The sequence below is a fragment of the Pseudoblastomonas marina genome (genome assembly GCF_014641655.1).
Classification (GTDB): domain Bacteria; phylum Pseudomonadota; class Alphaproteobacteria; order Sphingomonadales; family Sphingomonadaceae; genus Alteriqipengyuania_A; species Alteriqipengyuania_A marina.
In genome coordinates this window covers 1,867,757-1,889,615 of the sequence record NZ_BMID01000001.1, presented here as the reverse complement: position 1 = coordinate 1,889,615, position 21,859 = coordinate 1,867,757, and the positions used below count along the sequence as shown (strand labels likewise).

Sequence of the window (21,859 nt, the reverse complement as noted above, 5' to 3'; positions counted from 1 at the left end):
CCCGAACCGTGACCGCCCCCGTTCGCTTTCCCCGTTTCTACGTGACGAGCCCCGCGCCCTGTCCGTACCTGCCGGGAAAGACCGAGCGGAAGGTATTCACCGAATTGTCGGGGCCGAATTCGGATGCGCTTAACGAAGCACTCGGCCGGATCGGTTTCCGTCGCAGCCAGACGGTCGCCTATCGTCCCTCCTGCCTCGATTGCCGGGCCTGCGTCTCGGTTCGCGTGGTGGCCGAACAGTTCAGGCCGTCCTCGAGCCAGAAACGCAATATCAAGCGCAATGCCGACCTCGTGGCGAGCGAGTGCCGTCCGTGGGCGACTGCCGAACAATTCGAACTCCTGCGCAAATATCTCTCCGCGCGCCATCCGGGCGGCGGGATGAATGAGATGGACGAAGTCGATTTTGCCGATATGGTGGAGCATACGCCGGTAACCAGTTGTGTTATCGAATATCGCGAGCCGGGTGACGGGGTCGAACCTGGCAAGCTCGTGGGCTGTTGCCTGACCGACAGGCAGGGCGACGGGCTCTCGATGATCTACAGTTTCTACGACCCCGAATGTGAAGATCGCAGCGGGCTTGGAAATTACATCATCCTCGATCACATCCAGCGCGCCGCCTCGCAGGGGCTCGGATACGTGTATCTCGGATACTGGGTCGAAGGCGCACCCCGGATGCAGTACAAGGTCCGCTTCCGCCCGCTCGAACTGCTTGGTCCCAATGGCTGGGAACCGATGGCCCCCACCCGCCAGGCCGAGCTCATCGCCGAAGCCTGCAAGCCGCACGGCGACGGGTTCATGTTCGGTGGCAAGGACAAGGACGGCGTCGCAGGTGGCGCGCCCATTCACGCGGACGCCTGACCGGTTCCGAACCAATTGGCTGGCGGCGGCGCTGTTCGCGCTGGGCTTCGCCGCGACCCCTCTGCAGGCCCAGGATCGCGACACAGAGGATGAACTCGAAGCGCTGATCCCCGACAGTGCGATCGACAATCCGGAAGAATGGGCCGAGGCGGAAGAGTCCGGTGAGGAAATCGACGGCGAGCGGGTCGATCCAGAGGCGCCGCTGCCCGAGATGGACCTGTCGGTCGAGTGGCCCGAACCGCCGTTCGAACTCGCCCGCCCGGACCCGATCGAACCCGATCCCGAACTCGCTGCCGCCTTCGAGGAAGCTCAGGCGGACACAATCGTCGAACCGCTGGTCGCGAGCGGGGAGGAGTTCGCGATCAACGACACGCTGACGCTCGTTTTCCCGACCGGCGGCGACCGGTTCCCCGAAGGCACCGAATTCCTCGAGCGGTTCCGTGCGCTGTCCTCGATCGTCGAGCTCGACAGCGACGATTCGACCATCGCCCAGCTGAATGCGCGCGCGGCGAACGACCGCGAACTGCTCGACGACCTGCTGCGCATCTACGGCTATTACGACGCCCAGATCTTCCGCACCGTCGCCGCCGCGCCGATTGGCGATCCGGCCGGGGAGGGCGCGAGAATCCGGTTCGATATCGTCCCGGGACAGCAATATCTTTTTGGGGCGATCGACCTTGGCGATCTCGCGGAGACCGGGAGCGATTACCCCCACCTTCGGGCAAGCTTCGGCGTGCGCCGCGAGGACAGCTCCGACGAGATCACCCCGCGCGAGGAGCGCCGGTTGCGTGACGGGCTCGTCTCGATCGACGAACTCGATCCGTTGGAAGTCGGCGATGCGGTCAAGAGCGACGATATCGTCTACGCAGTCGCCGGGCTCACCTACGAACTCGGCGAGAGCGGCTACGCCTTCGCCGATGTCGGCGAGCCCTCGCTGCTGATCGATCACGAGCGGGTCGAGGGTGATCTGACCGTGCCGGTCGCACCGGGGGGCAAGTACAATTTCGCCGGCGTCAATTCGAACCGCGAGGATTTCCTCTCGAGCCGCCACCTGCAGCGGATCGCACGCTTCGATCCGGGCGAACTCTATATGCGCTCCGATGTCCAGGACCTGCGGCAGGCAATCCTCGCCACCGGGCTGGTTTCTTCGGTGACCGTGACCCCGCGCGAGACAACCGCACCCCAGGGCGAGGCGCCGGGCGAGGTCGTGCTCGACGTCGAAATGACCGAGGCCCCCTTGCGCACCTGGGCCGGGGCGATCGGTTACGACAGCCAGGACGGCTTCCGGCTCGAAGGCAGCTGGGAACATCGCAACCTGTTCCCGCCCGAAGGCATGCTGCGCGTACGCGGCGTGGTGGGGACCCGCGAACAGCTCGCCGGGGTGGTGTTCCGCAAGAACAATTTCATGGGCCGCGACCAGGTCCTCTCGGTCGATCTCTACGGGACCACGATCAAGCGCGACGCCTTCGTGGCCACCACTGCCGCGCTGCTCGCCCGGTTCGAGAAGGAGACCACGCTGCTGTTCCAGAAGCCGTGGTACTGGTCGGTCGGGTTCGAGGCGGTCGCCACCAGCGAGCGCGAAGGCTCGCTCACCGGACCAACCATGGCTCCGCGCGAAACCTATTTCGTCGCGGCGCTGCCGCTGTCCGCCACGCTCGACAGTTCGGACAATCTGCTCGACCCGACCACCGGCTTCCGCCTGAGCGCCTTCGTCTCGCCCGAAACGTCGCGCAATAACGACGTGCAGTCGAACTATGCGCGGGTGTGGCTCGATGGACGGGCCTATTTCTCGCTGTCCGACAATATCGTGCTCGCGGGCCGCGCCAAGTTCGGCTCCATCCCCGGCGCCGACATCCAATCTATAGCGCCCTCGCGACGCTTCTATGCCGGCGGGGCGAATTCGGTGCGCGGCTATGGCTACCAGCGGATCGGGCCCCGCGACATGCTCGGCGAACCGTCGGGTGGACGCTCGCTGACCGAGATCAACCTCGAGGCACGGATCGGGACGCCGCTTTTCTCCGGCGCGCTGTCGGTGGTGCCCTTCGTCGATGCCGGTTCGGTCGACCGCGGCGCGACCCCCGATTTCAGCGACATCCGCATCGGGGCGGGCGTCGGCGTGCGCTACGAAACCAATTTCGGACCGATCAGGGTCGATGTCGGCGTGCCGCTCAACCGGCGCGAAGGCGACAGCCCGGTCGCGGTCTATGTCGGGCTGGGCCAGGCGTTCTGATGGCGGCGCGGAAACTCCCCATCCCGGCGCGGATATCGAAGTGGATAGTGGTCACGCTCGGCGCGCTCGTCCTCGCCGTCATCGCGGCGTTGGCAGTGCTCAATTCGCCCTTCGGACAGCGCTTCGTGGCCGATCGCATCGCCGAGATCGCGCCCGCTTCGGGGCTCCAGATCGAGATCGGCCGGATCGATGGCGACCTCTACGGCGAGGCCACCCTGCACGACGTCGTCCTTTCCGATCCCAAAGGCAAGTTCCTCGAAATCCCGCTGGTCGAGCTCGACTGGCGACCCTTCAGCTGGTTCACCAGCGGCCTCGATGTGCGCAAGCTCGTCGCCTATCGCGGCACCTTCCTGCGCTCGCCCGAGCTCCTGCCCGGTGACGAGGACGCGCCGATCCTGCCCGATTTCGATATCCGGGTGGACCGGCTCGAACTGGTCGATTTCACCGCCGCCGCAGGGGTGATCGGAAGCGAGAGCCAAGTCGTCAACGCGGTGCTGAAGGCCGACATTCGCGACGGGCGCGCCTATGTCGATGCACGCGCCGATATCAGCGGCGAAGACAATCTCGCCTTCCTGCTCGACAGCGAACCCGATGCGGACCGTTATAACCTCCGGCTCGACTACAATGCTCCGGCGGGCGGCTTCCTCGCCGGGCTGGCGGGCGCGCGCGAGGACTTGCGGGTGCAGGTATTCGGCGACGGTACGTGGGAGCGCTGGACCGGCGGGATCTTCGCGACCCAGGCCGACGAGCGGCTGGCCGCGATCAGGTTCACCAAACAGGGCGAGACGTACGAACTTCTCGGCCAGGTCGATCCGCGCGACAATCTCACCGGGTTGCCCTCGCGCGCACTCGGCCGCACGGTCAGCCTGCGCGCGGTCGGTTCGCTCGCCGACAGCGTGCTTGAGGGCAGTGCGCAGATCGCCGGCGCAGCAGTGCGGGGGGTGGCCGAAGGCGCGATCGACCTCGCCGACAACCGGTTCGACGATCTTGCCCTCGATGCCCGGCTGACCGATCCCAACCTGTTGTCCGACAGTGTCGCGTTCGAGGACACGATCCTGTCCGCGACGCTCGACGGTGCGTTTCGCGATCTCGAGATCGAGCATGCGCTCTCGGTCGGACGGATCGCTGCGGGCGATTACGTGCTCGAGGGGCTGACCCAGTCGGGGACGGCGACGTGGGACGGGACCCGCCTGGTCGTACCGCTCGAAGCGCGCGCCCAGCGGATCGTGACCGGGCTCGCGCAGGTCGATCCACGGCTCGATCCGGTCGTAGCTGCGGGTACGCTCACCTATACCGGCGGTCGCCTGCTGTCCGATGATCTCGCATTGCGCGCACCAGGGCTCTCCGCGGACCTGCAACTGCGCGGCGATATCGGCAGCGGTACCTATCGCCTGACGGGGCCGGCGCGCGCGAACGGCCTGGCGATCGACAATATCGGGCGTGCGGGCGGCCGTGCCCGGATCGACCTGCAGATCGGCGGCGCCCGCGCATGGACGCTGTCCGCCACGCTCGACGGGGCGATCACCGAAGTCGCCAATGCGACGCTCGCGAACCTCGCCGGGCCGCGGCTCGATTTCGACGGCAATGTCCTCCTCGGCGCAGGCCTGCCGATCCTGTTCGACGATTTTGCACTCAAGGCTGAGAAGCTTTCGCTGACGGCCTCGGGTCGGCGATTGGCGAACGGAAACACCGAACTGGCGGGCGACGGTCGCCACGTCCAGTACGGACCTTTCACCTTCGATGCCCGGCTCGACGACGCGGGACCGGTGGCCGAGCTGGTCTTCGCCGATCCGTTGCCCGCAGCCGGGTTGAAGGACGTCCGAGTGGCGCTTTCGCCGATCGAGGACGGGTTCGATATCCAGACTAGCGGCAATTCGCTGCTCGGACCGTTCAGCGGCGACCTCGATCTCTTTGCGCCTGAGGGTGGGCCGCTGCGGATCGAAGTCGCTGAGCTCACCGTCGCCGACACGCGTGGCGAGGGCACGGTGGAGATCGAGGACGGGATCGCGCGGGGCATGATCGGGCTGACCGGCGGCGGGCTCACCGGCAATATCCAGCTCATGCCGCTCGAGGGCAATCAGAGCTTCAGTGCGAACCTGCGCGCCGCCAATGCGAGTTTCGGTGGCGAAACCCCCGTGCGGATCGCGCGCGGCACTGTCGAGGCGCGTGGAGTCCTCGCCGAGGACGCTTCCTCGATCGATGCCGAGATCGACCTCGCCGGCGTATCGCGCGGCAATCTGTTCCTCGGTCGGGCCGAGGCGGATGTGGCGTTGCGCAACGGGCGCGGCAGCTTGACGGGGCTCGTCGCCGGGCGGCGCGGCAGTCGTTTCGCGCTCAATTTCGACGGTCGCGTCGCGCCCGAGAGGGTCGCACTCGCGCTGCAGGGCACTTATGCCGGTCGCCGCATCGCGATGCCGCGGCGCGCGGTGCTCAATCGCCTCGATGGTGGCGGCTGGGAGCTCGAGCGGTCGCAGATTTCCTATGCCGGGGGTAGCGTGATCGCCTCGGGCCGCTTCGGTGCCGCGAACGGAACCCGGCTCGATCTCGCGCTAGACGAACTCCCGCTCAACATCACCGATATCGCAGTCGCCGATCTCGGGCTCGGCGGGCAGATATCGGGGCTCGTCAATTACGAGGTCGGCCCGAACGGGATCCCGGTCGGCAACGCGAGGGTGAAGGTCGAGGGGCTGAGCCGCGCCGGCCTCGTCGTCACCTCGCGCCCGATCGATCTCTTCCTGGCGGCGGACCTTTCGCCGACGCGGCTCGAGACGCGTGCGCTGATCCGCGAAGACGGCCGCACGCGTGGGCGGCTGCAGGGGCGGATCGCGAACCTGCCGGGCAGTGGCAACCTGCCCGATCGCCTGCAACGCGGCGCGCTCGATGCGCAGTTGCGCTACAACGGACCGGCTTCGGCGCTGTGGCGGCTGATCGCGGTCGAACTGTTCGACCTCACCGGCCCGCTCGAAGTCGCCGCGAACTTCTCCGGCAGTCTGCGCGATCCTTCAATCGCCGGGTCGCTCGCCAGCGACGACCTGCGGCTGCAGAGCGCGCTGACCGGGACCGATGTCGATTCGATCCGGGTGCGCGGTCGCTTCGCCGGCGCGCGGCTGCGGATCGGGCGGTTCTCGGGGCGTGCGCCCAATGGCGGCACGGTCAGCGGGTCGGGCTTCATCGACCTGTCGGGTCTCGGCGAGCGGCTGCCGACGATTGACCTCAAGCTTGCCGCCGACAATGCCCGGCTGCTCGAACGCGACGATCTCGGTGCGACCGTCACCGGCCCCCTGCGCGTGGTGTCCGACGGCAATGGCGGGACCATTGCGGGCCGGTTGCGGATCGACCGGGCACGCTGGCAACTCGGGGCCGGGCCGGCGCGCGAACGCCTGCCACAGATCGCCACGCGCGAGATCAATGGGCGCGCCGATACCGCCCCGCCGCGCCGCCGTTCGGGCCCGTGGCGTTATTTGATCGACGCGGTGGCCGACAACCAGATCGAGGTGCGCGGGCTCGGCCTCGACAGCGAATGGGCCGCCAATATCCGCCTGCGCGGGACCGTCGACGCGCCGCAGATCTACCGCCAGGCGACTCTGGTGCGCGGGACCTATTCGTTCGCCGGCGCGCGGTTCGAGCTGCGCGAGACCAGCCGGATCGACTTCACCGGCAGCAATCCACCCAATCCCAGGCTCAGCATCGTCGCCGAGAACGATGGCGGCGCGGTCGATGCCACCGTCTCGATCACCGGCACCGCGCAGAGCCCGCAGATCGCGTTCTCCTCGCCCAGCGGGCTGTCGGACGAGGAAGTCCTGTCGCGGCTGCTGTTCGGCGACTCGGTGACCGACATCTCGGCCCCCGAAGCGCTCCAGCTGGGTGCGGCGCTGGCGAGCCTGCGCGGCGGCGGCGGGCTCGATCCGATCAACTCGCTGCGCAGCGCGATCGGGCTCGATCGCCTGCGCGTGGTCGGCTCGGACCCGACGATCGGGCGCGGCACGGCGGTCGCGGTGGGCAAGTATTTCGGCGATCGCTTCTACGCCGAGCTGATCACCGACGGACGCGGTTACAGCGCCACCGAGCTCGAGTTCCGGATCACCAGCTGGCTCTCGCTGCTGGCTTCGATCTCGACCATTTCGGGCCAGAGCCTGAACCTCGAAGCGCGCCGCGACTACTAGCCACGACGCGCTTCACTGGTGCGTTCGGTTCGGTGGTCAGCGGCTGGCGGTGGTGGCCGTCGGAAGCCGCCGCAGGATGCCGTCGACCGGGATCAGCACGCCATTATTGGCCTCGACCGCGCGATCGACCAGCAGGCGGACCTGCGCTCCGTCAGGCCCGCGCGCGACGATCGCGTCGCCGTCCATCATGAAAGTCACCGGGTCGCTGCCGACGCTGGCCATCTCGACTTCGCCGTCCTCGTCGTCCGCCAACGCGGTGCGCAGGTCGTCGGGCCGCAGGTGCCCGGTGACGATATGATTGCGCAGCAGGGCGATCATCGGCGCGTTGTCGCCATCGGGCGTGAGCTGTTCGGCCGCATCGCCCAGTTCGGCGAAGGCGTCGTCGGTCGGCGCCAGCACCGTATAGGCGCTGGACCCGTCGAACACCGACGCGAGGTTCGCCTCGGTGATGACGCCAGCCACAGTCGACAGGCCGTCCGCCTGGCTGATCGACGCGGTCAGCGTCTGGTCGGCGGTGTTCTCGGTTGCGGGTGCGGCTTCGCCGTCCTCGACGCGCTCGCACCCGCCGAGGGCGAGCGCGGTCGCGGCGATCGACGCCAGCCAGATCGTGTTCTTCATGGTCTTTTCTCCCCTTCCGCTCAGGTCAGCAATTCGATCGCCGCGGCGACGAGCCGGGTTTCGGGATCGACCTGATAGATATAGCCGTCGCTGTAGCGGTACTGCGCGTCGGGACGATCGTAATAACGATCACGATAGCCCATCGGCACGTTGTAGACGTCGTAGCCCGCCGGCATCGGCTGGCCGACGGTGATGTCGTCGCCGGTGATCAACGCGGCAATCGAGGTGATCGCGGCGGTTTCGGGATCGAGCCGGTACAGCGTGTTGTCGTAATAGCGGTAATCGTCGCCCAGATTATAATAGGAACGATAGTAGCTGGGCACGCGCGAGACTCCGAAATCTCCGGGCCAAGGCTGGCCGATCGACAGCGCGCCGCCGAGCAGCGGGATGTAGCCCGAAATGCCGCTGTCACCGTAACGGACCATGTATCCGTCGCGATAGCGGTAATCGTTGCCCGAAAGGCCGAACCAGCCGGCATCGTAGTTGCGCTTCTTCGCCTGGCCGGGAGGCAGGCAGCCGTTGCGTTTCTTGGCAAGGCCCGGGGGACACCCGTTGATCAGACCCGGATTGCCGTCGCGATCGCGGGTGAAGAAGGGGCCGTCATTGTCGCGATAGCGATCGTCGGTGCGATAGTAATCGCGATCGCGGCCGCGATAGTCGCGGTCGGCAGTGCGATAGGCCCGTGCGTCGGCATTGCCATTGCCGCGCGCATCGGCATTGCCGTTGCCGCGCGCCTGTACCGGCGGACCGCCGCGGCGATCGGCCTTCGCCTGGCCGTTACCGTTGCCGCGCTGCTGCGCGCGCGCCTCCATCGAGGGCCCGCCACGGCGATCGGCCTTGGCATTGCCCTTTCCGTTGCCGTTGCCGCCCCCGCGCTGTTCGGCCTGGGCGTTTCCGTTGCCATTGCCACGTCCCTGCGCGTCTGCGGGGAGCGAGTAGGCGGTTGTCATGGCGGCGATCGCGAGCGTCGCCGTTCCGATCAGTATCTTGCGCATTTCGAACTCCTTTGCCCGCTTCAACGGCAGGTTCGGGCCCAAGGTTCCGACGCCCTTAACATTTGCGATAAAGCGAAACCTCATCGCGACGCCTGTCGACGAGGCCCCTGAGCGGGCGGCGATCGTTGTAGATCCAGCGCCCGAACTCGCGTTCCGCCGCGACGAAATCGCCGGCGCGGTGGCGCTTCGTCAGCGTGGCGCGGCGGATCGCCCCGGTATTGTAGTGGAAGCTCACCAGCGCATCGAACTGCGCCTGCGTGGTGGGAGCATCTCCCAGCGCGCGCTCGACCTCCGCCGCGTAACGCGCGAGATCGGCATCGAAGCGCCGGTCGCATTGCTCCCGCGTCCACACCGTCCCGCGCGCGATTCCCGTCCCGGTCGATCCCCAGCCGATCGTCCAGGGGTGGCCATCCGCACTGCCGGGATCGGGATAGGCTTCGACGCGCCCGTCGGCGCGCTGCCGGTGGCACCCCTCCCACTTGCAGATCAGCGCACGGCCTTCCGCGCCGAGCCGGAGGCGTCGCGGCCGGTCTTCCCCCGGCTGCACCAGCGGCGCAGGGCGCGCCGCGATCGCCCCGGTCGCGCGATCGATCGCCGCGTCTATCCGGTCGACCTCGTACTGCCGGAACCCCCGCCCGAGCAGGTCGCGGACACAGTCGAATATCGGCTGGCGGTTCATGGTTGGGGCTCTCCTCGTTCACGATGGACAGCCGGACCATGTAAGCGATTTGGGCCAAGTAGGAAAACGGCGGGCACCGGATGCCGCGAGGAGGCATGGACCGGGTGTTACACTGTTCAGGAGAGAAATAATTCGCCCCGCGCGCACGCCGCCAAGGCTGAGGATTTACTGGGAAAATCGAGGGAGTCGACATCACGCGGATCAGTGTGCCCGAAACCGCGCATGTAGGAAATGCGGCGGGTGCGGGGGTGTAAAGACCTCTTGACTGTCAAATGTTCTTTACAGTAAAGAGCTCTTTACAGGCAAGGGAGGCGATTCGGTGCACAACCGCGTGAAGCATTTCCGCGAGGAGGCGGGCTGGAGCCAGGGCGAACTGGCCCGGCGGCTCGGCGTGTCGCGGCAGACGATCAACGCGGTCGAGACCGACAAGTACGATCCCTCACTGCCATTGGCGCTGCGGATGGCGAAGTTGTTCGCCGTGCCGGTGCCCGAAATTTTCCTCGACGAATGGGAGCCCGAACATGACTGACACGACCACCGAAGCGACGGAAAAGTCGCGCAAGCTGAAGAAGACCCTTTTCGCCCTCGGATTGGGCGGGGTGGCCGGTTTCCTCGGGGCGTTCGGCTTCATGCAGCTGGCCGACACCGGCACGCTCGGTGATCTGGGCGCTTCGCGCGAGATCGCCGCCTTGGTGGGGGTGACCTATCTCGTCACCGCGATCGCGGTGCTCGCCGGCGTGGTGGCCCCCAAGGCGGGTGCGTCCTTCCTCAATGTCGAGGATGCCGAGGAACTGCGCGAGCAGAAATACCAGCTGTCGATGAGCGGGCTGGGCATGGTCACGGCGGGCGCGGCGCTGATCGTCGCGGCGCTGGCGGCGCCGGCGGGGCCGAACGCGCCATCGTCGGCGTTGCTGGCGATCGTCGGCCTGATGATCGTCGCAATCTATGCCTCGATCGCTTCGCACAAGCGGCAGGACGAACTGATGCGCGCGATCGGCCGCGAAACCGGGGCGACCGCGTTCTACCTCCTCTTCTTCGTCGGCGGCGGCTGGGCGATCGCCGCGCATCTCGACTACACGGCCGGGCCCGCGCCGCTCGACTCTGGGGCCTGACCCTGCTCGCGGCCTTCGTCGTCGTTGCCAAACGCGGCATGCTGGCGATGCGCTGAACCTTCGGCGGATCGCCCGGATCAGGACTTCTCGGGCGCGATTTCCGAATTCTCGTCATGGGTGGCGGCCCAGACGACGCTGCCCGCGCTGAACCCGTGGACGAGGGTCGAGACGAGGATGGTGAACACCACCGTCGCCCACAGCGCGCCTTCGTCGACCAGGTCGAGCTGCGCCCCGGCATAGGCCATGTAATAGATCGAGCCGATCCCGCGCACGCCGTAGAAGGCGACCACGCCACGCTGCTTGAGCGACAGCCTCGTGCCGGCCAGCGCCACCATTCCCGTCGCGGGGCGAATGAGGAAGATCAGCGCGAGGCCGAGCAGCGCGTGCGACCAGTCGAGATAGGGGAGCAGCGCGGGGATCGCTCCGCCGAGCAGCACCAGCAGGATCGCGGTGACCGCGTGCTCGAGCGCTTCGGAAAAGCTGTGCAGCCGCCCGTGATATTCATGGTCGGCCTCGGCCCGGCGCAACACCAGCCCCATAACGAAAGCAGCGATGAAGCCGTAGCCCTCGATCAGTTCGGTCGCGCCGTAGGTCAGCAGCACCCCGGCAAGCGAGATCACACCGCTGCCGGTCATCGCCAGCGGGTTGGCGCGGGGCAGGACGAACAGCACCTTGCCCAGGATCCAGCCCGCCGCGATCCCGGCGAGGACCCCGACCGCAATCTTGTAGACGACGTAAAGCGCGAACCATTCGCCCAGCCAGTCGGCCACCCCGCCCTGCGCCGCGACGATGAAGATCGCGAGATAGACGAAGGGGAAGGCGAGGCCATCGTTGAGGCCCGCTTCGGTGGTCAGCGCCAGCCGCACCGGATGTTCGCCGCCTTCGAGCGGCGGGCCGACCTGGACGTCGGCAGCGAGCACAGGATCGGTCGGCGCGAGCACCGCGGCGAGCAGCACCGCACCGGCGATCGTCAGCCCCGCCACCGAGCCGATCAGTACCACGCCGAGCATCGAAAGCGGCATCGCGATGGCAAGCAGCCGCGCGGTCGGCCCCCACAATCCCTTGCCGGTCACCCGGTCGATGCGGATACCCGTCCCGAACAGCGCGATGATGACGGCGAATTCGCTGGCGATCTCCCAGAACTTCGGGCGATCGATCGGGCTGAAGGCCTCGGGAACGCCGGGCAGCAGGCCGAATACCAGCAGCCCGCCGATGATAAGCAGACCCGAAGCGGCCGGTTCGCGCCCGGAGAAATAGCGCGGCAACCAATAGGCCACCACGATCGCGAAGCCGCACCCGACCAGCAGGATATGGTACGCCGAGATACCGAAAAAGGGACCGTCCATGCCGCCTCAACGCGCTAGACGGGAAAAGGTCTCCTGAGACCGACGAAACGGCGTCAGACCGCGCGAACGCGGCCGTAATTGTCGTTTGAGTAAGGGTGCGCTATCATTTTGTTATGCGGGGCCTATTCATTTCCATGGTTTTGGGGTTTGGGGCAATCGGTGCTTCACAGCCGCTCGTATATTTCCTGCACGACGATCTGGAAGGAAAGTCCCCGGCAGAGCTCGGCGAGCTCATCTTACAGGGCGAAGATCATGGACAAATCACGGAAGCCACTTTCGGTAGAAACGTGGGACCGATGATGCCCGCCAACGAAGGGTCGATAATCCTAAAGGAGATGCCGGAGCGGGTCGGAGATGGATGTCAACGAACCTCCTTCCGGGCCTATTTCGTCGTTCCGGGAGCCGACGACGCTGAGCAACGGTGGGTCCGCTACCGGGTCACCCGTCGACCGGAGGTGGCGTGGTCACCCACCATTCCGTGCCAGTTCGCGAGCTACTCGGGGATCATGCCCCCGCTCGAACCGGTCGACGGTATCAAAAAGCTGAGCGAGCTCGACGCCTTTCGCCGTGGTGATCGGCCGTTTCGGTGCGCGTCGGAAATCAGTGAAACCTATTGCGACGATCCTGAAAGGGTGCGGAAAAACCTGGCTTCGCTCTCGGCTTGGATGATCCTGGAAACCAGTAACGGCGCAACGCTTTGGCTCGGCATGCCGGGCAGTGTGATCACGTGGGTCAACTTGCCGCGGGATCCGAACAGACAGGCCTCGGTGGCGCAGAAGCGACCCGCGCCTTTTTAGACAAAAAGGGCGGCGGATCGCTCCGCCGCCCTTCGCTCGGTAGACGCAGCGCTTAGCGGCGCGGCGTAACCAAAATGTTACGCCGCGCGATCAGGCGCTGTAATACATGTCGAATTCGACCGGAGCCGGGGTGGTTTCGAGGCGTAGGACCTCGTCCCATTTGAGCTCGATATAGGCGTCGAGCTGTTCTTCGGTGAACACGCCGCCCTCGGTCAGGAAGTCGTTGTCGGCCTCGAGCGCCTCGAGCGCCTCGCGCAATGATCCGCAGACGGTCGGCACGTCGGCCAGTTCGGCTGGCGGCAGGTCGTAGAGGTTCTTGTCCATCGCCTCGCCCGGATGGATCTTGTTCCGGATCCCGTCGAGGCCCGCCATCAGCAGCGCCGAATAGGCGAGGTAGGGGTTGGCCATCGCATCGGGGAAGCGGAATTCGACGCGCTTGGCCTTCTCGCCCGCACCGTAGGGGATGCGGCAAGAAGCCGAGCGGTTGCGCGCGGAGTAAGCCAGGAGCACCGGCGCCTCGAAGCCCGGCACCAGCCGCTTGTAGCTGTTGGTGGTCGGGTTGGTGAAGGCGTTCAGCGCCTTGGCGTGCTTGATGACGCCGCCGATGAAGAACAGGCAGGTTTCGCTGAGGCCGGCATATTCATTGCCCGCGAATAGCGGCTTGCCGTCCTTCCAGATCGACATGTGGGTGTGCATGCCCGAACCGTTATCGTCCTTGATCGGCTTGGGCATGAAGGTCGCGGTCTTGCCGTAGGCATGCGCGACCTGGTGCACGACATACTTGTAGATCTGCATCTGGTCGGCGCAGGTGGTCAGCTCGGAGAAGGTCAGGCCGAGCTCGTGCTGCGCGGCGGCGACTTCGTGGTGGTGCTTGTCGCAATCGAGGCCCATCTCGATCATCGTCGAGACCATCTCGGCGCGGATGTCGCCCGCGCTGTCGACCGGCGCAACAGGGAAATAGCCGCCCTTGGCGCGCGGACGGTGGGCCATGTTGCCCATCTCGTATTCCTTGCCGCTATTGGTCGGCAGCTCGATATCGTCGATCGCGTAGCCCGAACCGGCATAGCCGTCTTCGAAGCGGACGTCGTCGAACATGAAGAACTCGGCTTCGGGGCCGACATAGATCGTGTCGCCGATCCCGGTCGACTTGAGATAGGCCTCGGCGCGCTTGGCGGTCGAGCGCGGGTCGCGGCCGTAAAGTTCGCCGGTCGAGGGTTCGACGATGTCGCAGAATGCGATGAGCATCGGGGTGGCGCTGAACGGATCGACATAGATGCTGTCGAGATCGGGGCGCAGGATCATGTCGCTTTCGTTGATGGCCTTCCAGCCGGCGATCGACGAGCCGTCGAACATCAGCCCGTCCTCGAGCATGTCCTCGTCGAGCGCGGAGGCCACCATCGAGAGGTGCTGCCACTTGCCCTTGGGGTCGGTGAAACGAAGATCGACCCATTCGATCTCTTCGTCCTTGATCTGTTTCAGAATGTCTTTGGCGCTTGCCATGGGAGGGCCCTTCCGTGGGGTATGAGGGTGTGTGGAGAGTGTGCGGTTAGTCTATCAACGTCAGATCGCGTCGTCGTTCCGTTCACCGGTGCGAATTCGCAGCGCGCTTTCGATCGCGGTGACGAAAATCTTGCCGTCGCCGATGCGGCCGGTCTGCGCGGCGTTGGCGATCGCCTCGACCGTGCGCTCGGCGAGGTCGTCGCCGACCACCACTTCGAGTTTTACCTTGGGCAGGAAATCGACGACGTATTCGGCGCCGCGATAGAGCTCGGTATGGCCCTTTTGCCTGCCGAAGCCTTTCGCCTCGGTCACGGTGATTCCGGAAACGCCGACCTCGTGAAGCGCTTCCTTCACCTCGTCGAGCTTGAACGGTTTGATGATCGCCTCGATCTTTTTCACCGCGCGGATAGCCCCCTGTGTTCGCGTTCCGGCGGCAGGACTGCGCGACGGAATCGTTCAATCATGGCGCGTGACGCTAGAGGATGATTGCGCGAGGGGAAAGACCGTCATTGTGCACTGCGGTATCTTATGCACGGTTCGTGGAAAGCGATCCGGTCAGAGCGCGAGACCGCGCGTTTCGGGCAGGCCCGCCATCAGGTTGAGGTTCTGCAGCGCCGCGCCGCTCGCCCCCTTGCCGAGATTGTCGAGCGTCGCGACCAGCTTGGCGCGGCGGCCGTCCTCCGACGCGAGCAGGCGGAGCACCAGCCCGTCCCAAGCACCGCTTTCGCGATCGAGCACCAGCTCCTCGGGCAGGTTGTCGAGGAAGCGGACGACCTTGCTGTCGCGATAGGTCGCCGCGAGATGCGCGCGCAACTCGGGCACCGGCGCCGCGCCCGCGATCGCATCGAGCGGCAGCGGGACCTCGACCACCATCCCGCGAAACGCCGGGGCGACCGCGGGAGAAAAGATCGGCGCGTGGGCAAGCCCGCAGTGGACCTGCATTTCGTCGAGGTGCTTGTGCTCGAGCGACAGCGCATAGCCGCGCCAGGCGAGGCCGGGCTCGTTGTCGATACGCTCGATCAGCGCCTTGCCGCCGCCCGAATATCCCGAAACCGCGTGGACCGAATAGGGCCAGTCCGAAGGCAGCAGCCCGGCGGCGACCAGTGGGGCGAGCCCGGCGAGGAAGCCGGTCGGGTAGCAGCCCGGATTGGAGACCCGCGCGCTGTCGGCGATCTCCTCGCGAAAGCCGATCTCGGGAAAGCCGTAGGTCCAGCCAGTGGCAGTGCGATGGGCGGAGGACGCATCGACGATCCGCACCCGCGCGGCATCGTCGACCAGTTCGATCGCGTCGCGCGCGGCGACATCGGGCAGGCAGAGCACGGCGAAGTCGCTGTCGTTGAGCGCCTCGCGCCGCGCCTCGCGATCCTTGCGCTGCGCCTCGTCGAGAACGACCGGGGTGAAATCGGGATGCTTGCAGAGCCGTTCGACGATCTCGAGCCCGGTGGTGCCAGAGGCCCCGTCGACGAATACCTCGATCATGCGCGCGGACTCAAAGCGGCTCGCCGAGATCGGCGATCTTCACCCAGCCGACCTTGCCGCCGAGCCCGTCCTCGCTGTCGCTGTGCTCGATACCCCACGCCCACTCGCCCGAAATGTCGAGCACGTCGAAGATCGAACCTTCGGCGAGATCGCCGTGCTTGTCCTCGGGCTTCTGCGCGCCGATCCACATCGGCGTGTCGCAGGTCACAAGCCGCGCTTGCGGCACCGCGTAATGGGGCACGAGGAAGCGTCCGGCGAGCGCGATATGCGCGAGGTCGCCGCGGATCGGCGCGCGCGTCGGGTCCGGCCAGGAAACCGGTCCGGTCAGTCCGAAATTGCCGGTGATCGTTTCGTTCAAGATATTCGCCCCAAAGTTCGGTTGCCCCTAATTCGCGCCAGGGTGGCTGGCAAGCTCAGCCATAGCGCTGCTTCAACATGCGGTAGGCCGCGCGCAGGCCCAGCGCCGCGCCGCCCTTCGGCCGGCCGGGCTTGGCCGCGGGACGCCAGGCGAAGGTATCGAAATGCGCCCAGTCGATCCCGTCGCCCACGAACTTGTCGAGGAACAGGCCCGCGACACTCGCCCCGGCGAAGGCATTGCCGTGGGCATTGGTCATGTCGGCGATGTCGCTGTTGAGCCATTCGCGGTAGCTGTCGGTGAGCGGCAGGCGCCACGGTTCGTCGTCATGCGCGCGGCCTGCCTCGATCAGTTCCTGAGCGGTCTCGTCGCGGCGGGCGAACAGCGCCGGCAGGTCGGGCCCGACCGCGACCCGCGCCGCGCCGGTCAGCGTGGCGAAGTCGAGGATGAATGCGGGTTTCTTCTCGCTCGCGCGGGCGAGGGCGTCGCCGAGGATCAGGCGGCCTTCGGCATCGGTATTGGTGATCTCGACGGTGATCCCCTTGCGGCTCTTGAGCACGTCGCCGGGACGGAAACTGTTGGACGAAATCGCGTTCTCGACCGCCGGCACCAGCAGGTGGAGCCGCACCGGAAGCCTGTTCTCCATGATCAGGCGCGCGAGTGCCAGCGCATGGGCCGAACCGCCCATGTCCTTCTTCATCAGCTTCATGCCGGCCGCGCTCTTGACGTCGAGCCCGCCCGAATCGAACGCCACGCCCTTGCCGACGACGGCGATGCGGGGGTGGCTCTCGTCGCCCCATTCGAGTTCGATCAAGCGCGGCGCGTGGCTGCGCGCTGCGGCGCGACCGACGGCATGGACCATCGGGTAATCGCGCTCGAGCGCGTCGCCCTTGACCACCGAGATCGATGCGCCGTGCGTGTGGGCGAGGTCGCGCGCGACCTCCTCGAGCTGCTCGGGGCCCATGTCCTCGGCCGGGGTGTTGACGAGATCGGCGACGAGGTTCGCCGCTTCGGCTTCCGACACCAGCTCGTCGATTCGTGCCGCGTCCTTGGTCAGCAGCACGCGCGCGCCGCGTTCGTCCGGCTCGGCCTTGTAACGTTCGAACTTGTGCTGGGCGGTGAGCCAGCCATAGGCGGCGGGACCGGGCGAACCCTCGGTGCGGCGATAGGTCCCTTCGGGTAGCTTTTCCGCCAGCGCCGCCATGCACCAGCTCGACAGCTCGTCGGGATTGGCGACGCCGCCGACCGCGAACCAGCCGCTGCCTTCCTTGGCCGGGACGATGCCGACTTCGTAGCCCTTGCCCTCGAAGCGCTGGGCCTTGAGTGCGGCGCGCTGCGGTTCTGACAGCGATTTGGCCCAGTCGCCGAAACCGTCGGCATTGACGAGGTGGATCGGGATCGCGTCCTGGCCGCGATCGGGCTGGATAAGTTGGGTGTTTTCGCTCATTGTGTCGTCCTGACCGCTCTGCGGCGGTTTCTGCAAGGAGATGGGTCGAGAAATGCGCAGATTCGCGCCTGCCATGATTACGCTTGCCCTAGTCGCCTGTTCCGCAGGCTGCTCGGGCGGCGACGGGCGCGACGGCGATGTCGAAAGCGATCCCGAAGCCCGCGCCAAGGCGACGGCGGCGGGTGGCGACGGGGTCGCGGCGGCGCAGGATTCGGGGAGCGCGGGTGCGCGGCAGGTCTCGCTTTCGACCGAACTCTATTCGTTTTCCTACTCCTATCCGGGCGAAGCCGGTTCGCGGCAGGGCCTGCGGATGGTACTCGACCGCCGGCTCGAGGAAGCGCGCACCGCGCTGATCCAGCAGGCGCGGGAATCGAAGAAGGATTCCGAAGCCGAAAACTACGAATTCCGTCCGCACACGCTGGCGACCGAATGGAAGGTCGCGGCGAGGCCGCCGGGCTGGCTGAGTCTCGTCGCGGAGACCGATTCCTACTTCGGCGGCGCGCACGGCATGTACACCTTCGATTCGCTCGTATGGAACGATCGCGAACGCAAGGGCGTGAAGCCGGTCGACCTGTTCGCCACTCCCGAGGCGCTGTTGGAAGCGATCCGCCAGCGCTTTTGCGCGCGGCTGGACGAACTGCGCGCCGAACGCCGCGGGCAGCCGGTGGCGAAGGACAGCGACGATCCGTTCGATGCCTGTATCGACCCGATCGAGGATGCGGTGCTCGTCCTGCGCTCGCAATCGGGCGACGCGTTCGACACGATCGGCATCCTCGTTCCGCCCTATGCCGCAGGGCCCTATGCCGAAGGGTCCTACGAGGTCGAGATTCCGGTGACGCGCCGCGTGATCGCCGCACTCAAGCCGGGCTATCGGGGCGCCTTCGCGCTGCCGGGCGAGACCGGCGCGCGCGACTGAGCGGCTAGCTGGCACTTTGCGGCACGTGCGCCTATATCGCGCAGCATGACACGATACGAAAAGATCACGGGCCACGAGCCGCTCATCCGCGATGGCACGATCAAGCTGCACGGCCCCGCCGGTTTCGACGGGATGCGCAAGGCCGGGCGGCTGGCCGCCAAGATCCTCGACGCGATGTACGACCATGTCCGCCCGGGCGTGACCACCGGCGAGCTCGACGACATCATCCGCGAGATGATGCTCGATGGCGGCGCGGTGCCCGCGACGCTCGGCTATCGCGGCTATACCCACAGTTCGTGCATCTCGCTCAATCACGTGATTTGTCACGGCATCCCGGGCGACAAGGCGCTCAAGGAAGGCGATATCCTCAATATCGACGTGACACCGCAGCTGGACGGCTGGCACGGCGATACGAGCCGCATGTATTTCGTCGGAGAGGTGCCGCTCAAGGCGCGGCGTCTGGTCGAGACGACCTATGAATGCCTGATGCTCGGGATCGAGGCGGTGAAGCCCGGCGCCCGGCTCGGCGATATCGGTGCGGCGATCCAGGAACATGCCGAAGCGCGCCGCTACGGCGTGGTGCGCGAATTCTGCGGGCACGGCCTCGGGCGCCTGTTCCACGACGCGCCCGAAGTGATCCACGCCGCGCGCGCGGGCACCGGGCCGGAGCTCAAGCCGGGCATGTTCTTCACGATCGAACCGATGATCAATGCCGGGAAGCCGGCGGGCAAGATCCTCGAGGACGGCTGGACCGCCGTCACCCGGGACCGCCAGCTATCCGCTCAGTTCGAACACTCGATCGGGATCACCGAGGACGGGGTGGAAATCTTCACCGAAAGCCCGACCGGGCGGCATCATCCGGGGTGTGTGTAAGCCCCACGTCATCCCCGCGCAGGCGGGGATCCAGAGCGATGAAGCGCTGAGCTATCCCGGATTCCCGCCTGCGCGGGAATGACGGGCTTTGTGATTATTCTCTGGCCGCGCGGATCGCCGCACCCGCCGCGAACGGGGCGAGCGCCAGCAGCACCAGGCTCGCGGCGCCGGTCAGCGCGAGCGCGCCATCTGCGTTTCCATCGAGGCTACCCGCCCCGAAGATCAGCAGGGGCACCGCCAGCGGGATCGCAAGCAGGCCGCCGAGCGCCGCGCCCGAACGCAGCGCCGCGGTCAGCCCCGCCGCCATCACGCCCAGTGCCGCCAGTCCGGGCGTACCGACCAGCAGGCCGAGTTCGAGGTTGAGCAGCGTCTGCGCCTCGATCCCCATCAGCGCCGCGCCGGGAAGCGCCGCCACCATCAGCGGCGGGCCGAAGCTCAGCCAATGGGCGAGGATCCGCGCGGCAAGGCTCGCCTCCTCGGCCACGCCGCGCAGCGCGAGCTGGTCGAACAGGCCGAGTTCGAGGTCGGGGCGCACCAGCCGCTCTATCGGGAGCAGCGCCGCCAGCAGCGCCGCGATCCACAGCACCCCGCCGCCGGTTTCGGCGAGCAGCCGCGCGTCGCTGCCGACCGCGAAGGGATAGAGCGTCGCCACTGCGAGGAAAAACAGGACGGGCAGCGCCGCACCGCCGCGCGCACCCGAGCCGAACATCGCGGCGAGGTCGCGGCGGAGCAGGGCGGCGAAGGGACTCATGCGCCGAGCTCCATCCGGGTCACCCTGTCGATCCCGATCGGCTGGTGCGACGCGACCACGCAGAGCCCGCCGCCACCGCAATGAAGCGCGATCAGCGCCTCGATCTTCGCCGCGCCATCGCTGTCGAGCCCGTTCAACGGTTCGTCCAGCAGCCAGATCGGGCAGTGGCGGTTGAGCAGGCGGACGAAGGCCGCGCGCTTGCGCTGACCGGTGGAAAGGTAGCGCACCGGGACGTCGAGCAGGTGGTCGACCCCCAGTAACTGCGGGTTGATATCGGGTGCGGTGCAGCCGTCGACCCGTTCCCAGAAGCGCAGTGCCGTGCCCAGCGGCAGGTCGGGATCGAGCGCGCTGTGCTCGTCGATCCAGCCGACCGCGCCCTCGCGCTCGACACTGCCCGCGAAGGGGCGCATCAATCCGGCAAGCAAGCGCAACAAGCTCGTCTTGCCCACGCCGTTGGGCCCGGCGAGGTGCAGCGCGTCACCCGGCCTGAGGTCGAGCTCGAGCCCGGCGAACAGCACTCGGTCGCCCCGGCGGCACGCGAGATCGCTGGCAATGAGGCGCGGCGCTTGCATCGCTTGGTCGCTTAGGCGAGGGGGGCGGCAGCGACAAGCACAGGAGAGCGACCATGTCCGTCCCCCAACTCACCGACGCCGAACGCGATGCCGCGCTCGCCGAGCTCGAGGGCTGGACCTTGCGCGGCGACGGCAAGGCGATCGAGTGCACCTTCGAGTTCGACGATTTCGTGCAGGCCTTCGGCTTCATGACCCGGGTGGCGATCCTCGCCCAGTCGCAGGACCACCATCCCGAGTGGTTCAACGTCTACAACCGCGTCGAGATCACGCTGACCACCCACGATGCAGGCGGCCTCAGCCAGCGCGACGTCACACTCGCCAAGGCGATCGACCACCTGCTCTAGGGACCCCTAGGTCTTCTTCCCCATCACGCCGGCCATGTTCCGCGAGCGCTTGCGCAGCCGGCCGGGCATCCAGCGCGCGGCAAAGCGCAGCTGCCGGGCGGTCTTGCCGACGACGACGTGGAGATCGTCCCCGTGCACGGCGTCCCACACGGCCTGTGCCACGTCCTCGACGGGAGTCAGTTCGAGCCCGGCCTGCTTCACCCGTTCGCGCACGCTTTCATTGCTTGCGCGATTGGGGGCGTGGTCGAGCAGCGGGGTCTCGATGAAGCTCGGCATGATCGCCGCGACCTTGATCCCGTCGGGCGACCATTCGGCATCGAGGCTTTCGCTCATCCCGCGCACACCGAACTTGGTCGCCGAATAGGCCGCCGCGCCGCCCGTGCCCCAGATTCCCGCCGCGCTGGCGGTGTTGATCAGGGCCGATCCGGGGGCGGTCTGTTTGAGATAGGGATAGGCCGCCATCGCGCCGTGGAACACGCCCTTCAGATTGATGTCGATGCAGCGCTCGACCTCTTCGGTCGAGCATTCGACCAGCGGGCCGCCGAGCGGGATGCCGGCATTGTTGAACAACACGTCGATCCGACCGCCCGCGGCGGCGCTGAAGGCCGACAGCGCGGTGTCCCATTCCTTGCGATCGCGCACGTCGAACTTGTGGGCGTAGGAGTAGCCGCCCGGCAGCATCTCCTCGGTTGCGCGCATGCCGTCCAAATCGACGTCGCCGAGGCCGACGAACCAGCCTTCGCGCCCGAATTTGACCGCGGTGGCGCGCCCGATGCCCGACGCGCCGCCGGTGATGAAGATCGCCTTTTTCATGATTTCCCGTCC

The 21,859-nt window shown here is 66.9% G+C and carries 21 protein-coding genes; 9 read left to right on the top strand and 12 right to left on the bottom strand.

The features are described 5' to 3' along the window. Positions 1–8: 8 nt before the first annotated feature. Genes IEW49_RS09290 through IEW49_RS09280 form a run of 3 tightly spaced genes read left to right on the top strand, consistent with a single transcriptional unit; the run spans position 9 to position 7,250 of the window. Positions 9–857 (top strand): arginyltransferase, encoded by an 849-nt coding sequence (locus tag IEW49_RS09290; RefSeq protein WP_188642406.1) that lies wholly within the window; start codon positions 9–11, stop codon positions 855–857. Then, positions 829–3,087 carry an autotransporter assembly complex protein TamA gene (locus IEW49_RS09285; RefSeq protein WP_188643219.1) on the top strand — a complete coding sequence of 753 codons (2,259 nt, stop codon included), beginning with the start codon at positions 829–831 and terminating at the stop codon, positions 3,085–3,087. Before IEW49_RS09290 ends, IEW49_RS09285 begins: the two co-directional genes overlap by 29 nt. Next, positions 3,087–7,250 carry a translocation/assembly module TamB domain-containing protein gene (locus IEW49_RS09280; RefSeq protein ID WP_188642405.1) on the top strand — a complete coding sequence of 1,388 codons (4,164 nt, stop codon included), beginning with the start codon at positions 3,087–3,089 and terminating at the stop codon, positions 7,248–7,250. Before IEW49_RS09285 ends, IEW49_RS09280 begins: the two co-directional genes overlap by 1 nt. Before the next feature lie 36 nt (positions 7,251–7,286). Here the strand turns inward: IEW49_RS09280 and IEW49_RS09275 are convergent, their stop codons facing one another. Genes IEW49_RS09275 through IEW49_RS09265 form a run of 3 tightly spaced genes read right to left on the bottom strand, consistent with a single transcriptional unit; the run spans position 7,287 to position 9,542 of the window. Continuing rightward, positions 7,287–7,868: a fasciclin domain-containing protein gene (locus tag IEW49_RS09275; protein ID WP_188642404.1), complete on the bottom strand. Its 582-nt coding sequence runs from the start codon at positions 7,866–7,868 to the stop codon at positions 7,287–7,289. Positions 7,869–7,888: 20 nt separating this feature from the next. Continuing rightward, positions 7,889–8,863 (bottom strand): hypothetical protein, encoded by a 975-nt coding sequence (locus IEW49_RS09270; RefSeq protein ID WP_188642403.1) that lies wholly within the window; start codon positions 8,861–8,863, stop codon positions 7,889–7,891. 55 nt (positions 8,864–8,918) lie between these two features. Further along, positions 8,919–9,542, bottom strand: a complete 624-nt coding sequence (locus tag IEW49_RS09265; RefSeq protein ID WP_188642402.1) for a lysozyme — start codon at positions 9,540–9,542, stop codon at positions 8,919–8,921. Positions 9,543–9,861: 319 nt separating this feature from the next. Here IEW49_RS09265 and IEW49_RS09260 point away from each other — a divergent pair, with 319 nt between their 5' ends. Beyond that, on the top strand, positions 9,862–10,071 hold the full coding sequence (locus IEW49_RS09260) for a helix-turn-helix transcriptional regulator (RefSeq protein ID WP_188642401.1): 210 nt from the start codon (positions 9,862–9,864) through the stop codon (positions 10,069–10,071). Then, positions 10,064–10,654, top strand: coding sequence for a hypothetical protein (locus tag IEW49_RS09255; protein WP_188642400.1), 591 nt, complete (start codon positions 10,064–10,066; stop codon positions 10,652–10,654). The genes IEW49_RS09260 and IEW49_RS09255 overlap by 8 nt, the downstream gene beginning before the upstream one ends. A 77-nt stretch (positions 10,655–10,731) precedes the next feature. On the opposite strand, the gene IEW49_RS09250 is transcribed toward IEW49_RS09255, so the two are convergent. Further along, entirely contained in the window at positions 10,732–12,000 is a 1,269-nt protein-coding gene (locus tag IEW49_RS09250; RefSeq protein WP_188642399.1) for a cation:proton antiporter, read from the bottom strand. A gap of 113 nt (positions 12,001–12,113) precedes the next feature. Here IEW49_RS09250 and IEW49_RS09245 point away from each other — a divergent pair, with 113 nt between their 5' ends. Beyond that, positions 12,114–12,797 (top strand): hypothetical protein, encoded by a 684-nt coding sequence (locus IEW49_RS09245; RefSeq protein WP_188642398.1) that lies wholly within the window; start codon positions 12,114–12,116, stop codon positions 12,795–12,797. 90 nt (positions 12,798–12,887) lie between these two features. On the opposite strand, the gene glnA is transcribed toward IEW49_RS09245, so the two are convergent. The 5 genes from glnA to IEW49_RS09220 form a co-directional block, all read right to left on the bottom strand. Further along, positions 12,888–14,297, bottom strand: a complete 1,410-nt coding sequence (glnA, locus tag IEW49_RS09240) for a type I glutamate--ammonia ligase (RefSeq protein WP_188642397.1) — start codon at positions 14,295–14,297, stop codon at positions 12,888–12,890. Between the two features lie 60 nt (positions 14,298–14,357). After that, on the bottom strand, positions 14,358–14,696 hold the full coding sequence (locus IEW49_RS09235; RefSeq protein ID WP_188642396.1) for a P-II family nitrogen regulator: 339 nt from the start codon (positions 14,694–14,696) through the stop codon (positions 14,358–14,360). Between the two features lie 156 nt (positions 14,697–14,852). Next, the gene (gene argC / locus IEW49_RS09230) at positions 14,853–15,776 is read right to left on the bottom strand and encodes an N-acetyl-gamma-glutamyl-phosphate reductase (protein WP_188642395.1); all 924 of its coding nucleotides are present in this window, start codon (positions 15,774–15,776) and stop codon (positions 14,853–14,855) included. A 10-nt stretch (positions 15,777–15,786) separates the two neighbouring features. Beyond that, positions 15,787–16,134 carry an SH3 domain-containing protein gene (locus IEW49_RS09225; RefSeq protein WP_188642394.1) on the bottom strand — a complete coding sequence of 116 codons (348 nt, stop codon included), beginning with the start codon at positions 16,132–16,134 and terminating at the stop codon, positions 15,787–15,789. A 55-nt stretch (positions 16,135–16,189) separates the two neighbouring features. Next, positions 16,190–17,578, bottom strand: coding sequence for a leucyl aminopeptidase family protein (locus IEW49_RS09220; protein WP_188642393.1), 1,389 nt, complete (start codon positions 17,576–17,578; stop codon positions 16,190–16,192). A gap of 52 nt (positions 17,579–17,630) precedes the next feature. Between IEW49_RS09220 and IEW49_RS09215 the strand changes: the two genes are divergently transcribed. Next, entirely contained in the window at positions 17,631–18,494 is an 864-nt protein-coding gene (locus IEW49_RS09215; protein ID WP_188642392.1) for a DUF4163 domain-containing protein, read from the top strand. A gap of 45 nt (positions 18,495–18,539) precedes the next feature. Beyond that, entirely contained in the window at positions 18,540–19,367 is an 828-nt protein-coding gene (map, locus tag IEW49_RS09210) for a type I methionyl aminopeptidase (RefSeq protein WP_188642391.1), read from the top strand. A gap of 94 nt (positions 19,368–19,461) precedes the next feature. Here map and IEW49_RS09205 read toward each other — a convergent pair whose 3' ends face one another. Then, positions 19,462–20,118, bottom strand: coding sequence for a heme exporter protein CcmB (locus IEW49_RS09205; RefSeq protein WP_188642390.1), 657 nt, complete (start codon positions 20,116–20,118; stop codon positions 19,462–19,464). Beyond that, complete coding sequence (gene ccmA, locus IEW49_RS09200; RefSeq protein WP_188642389.1) at positions 20,115–20,690, bottom strand: heme ABC exporter ATP-binding protein CcmA; 576 nt, start codon at positions 20,688–20,690, stop codon at positions 20,115–20,117. Before ccmA ends, IEW49_RS09205 begins: the two co-directional genes overlap by 4 nt. Before the next feature lie 53 nt (positions 20,691–20,743). Here ccmA and IEW49_RS09195 point away from each other — a divergent pair, with 53 nt between their 5' ends. Continuing rightward, complete coding sequence (locus IEW49_RS09195) at positions 20,744–21,034, top strand: 4a-hydroxytetrahydrobiopterin dehydratase (protein ID WP_188642388.1); 291 nt, start codon at positions 20,744–20,746, stop codon at positions 21,032–21,034. 6 nt (positions 21,035–21,040) lie between these two features. Here the strand turns inward: IEW49_RS09195 and IEW49_RS09190 are convergent, their stop codons facing one another. Next, the gene (locus IEW49_RS09190) at positions 21,041–21,847 is read right to left on the bottom strand and encodes an SDR family oxidoreductase (RefSeq protein WP_188642387.1); all 807 of its coding nucleotides are present in this window, start codon (positions 21,845–21,847) and stop codon (positions 21,041–21,043) included. Between the last annotated feature and the right edge of the window lie 12 nt (positions 21,848–21,859).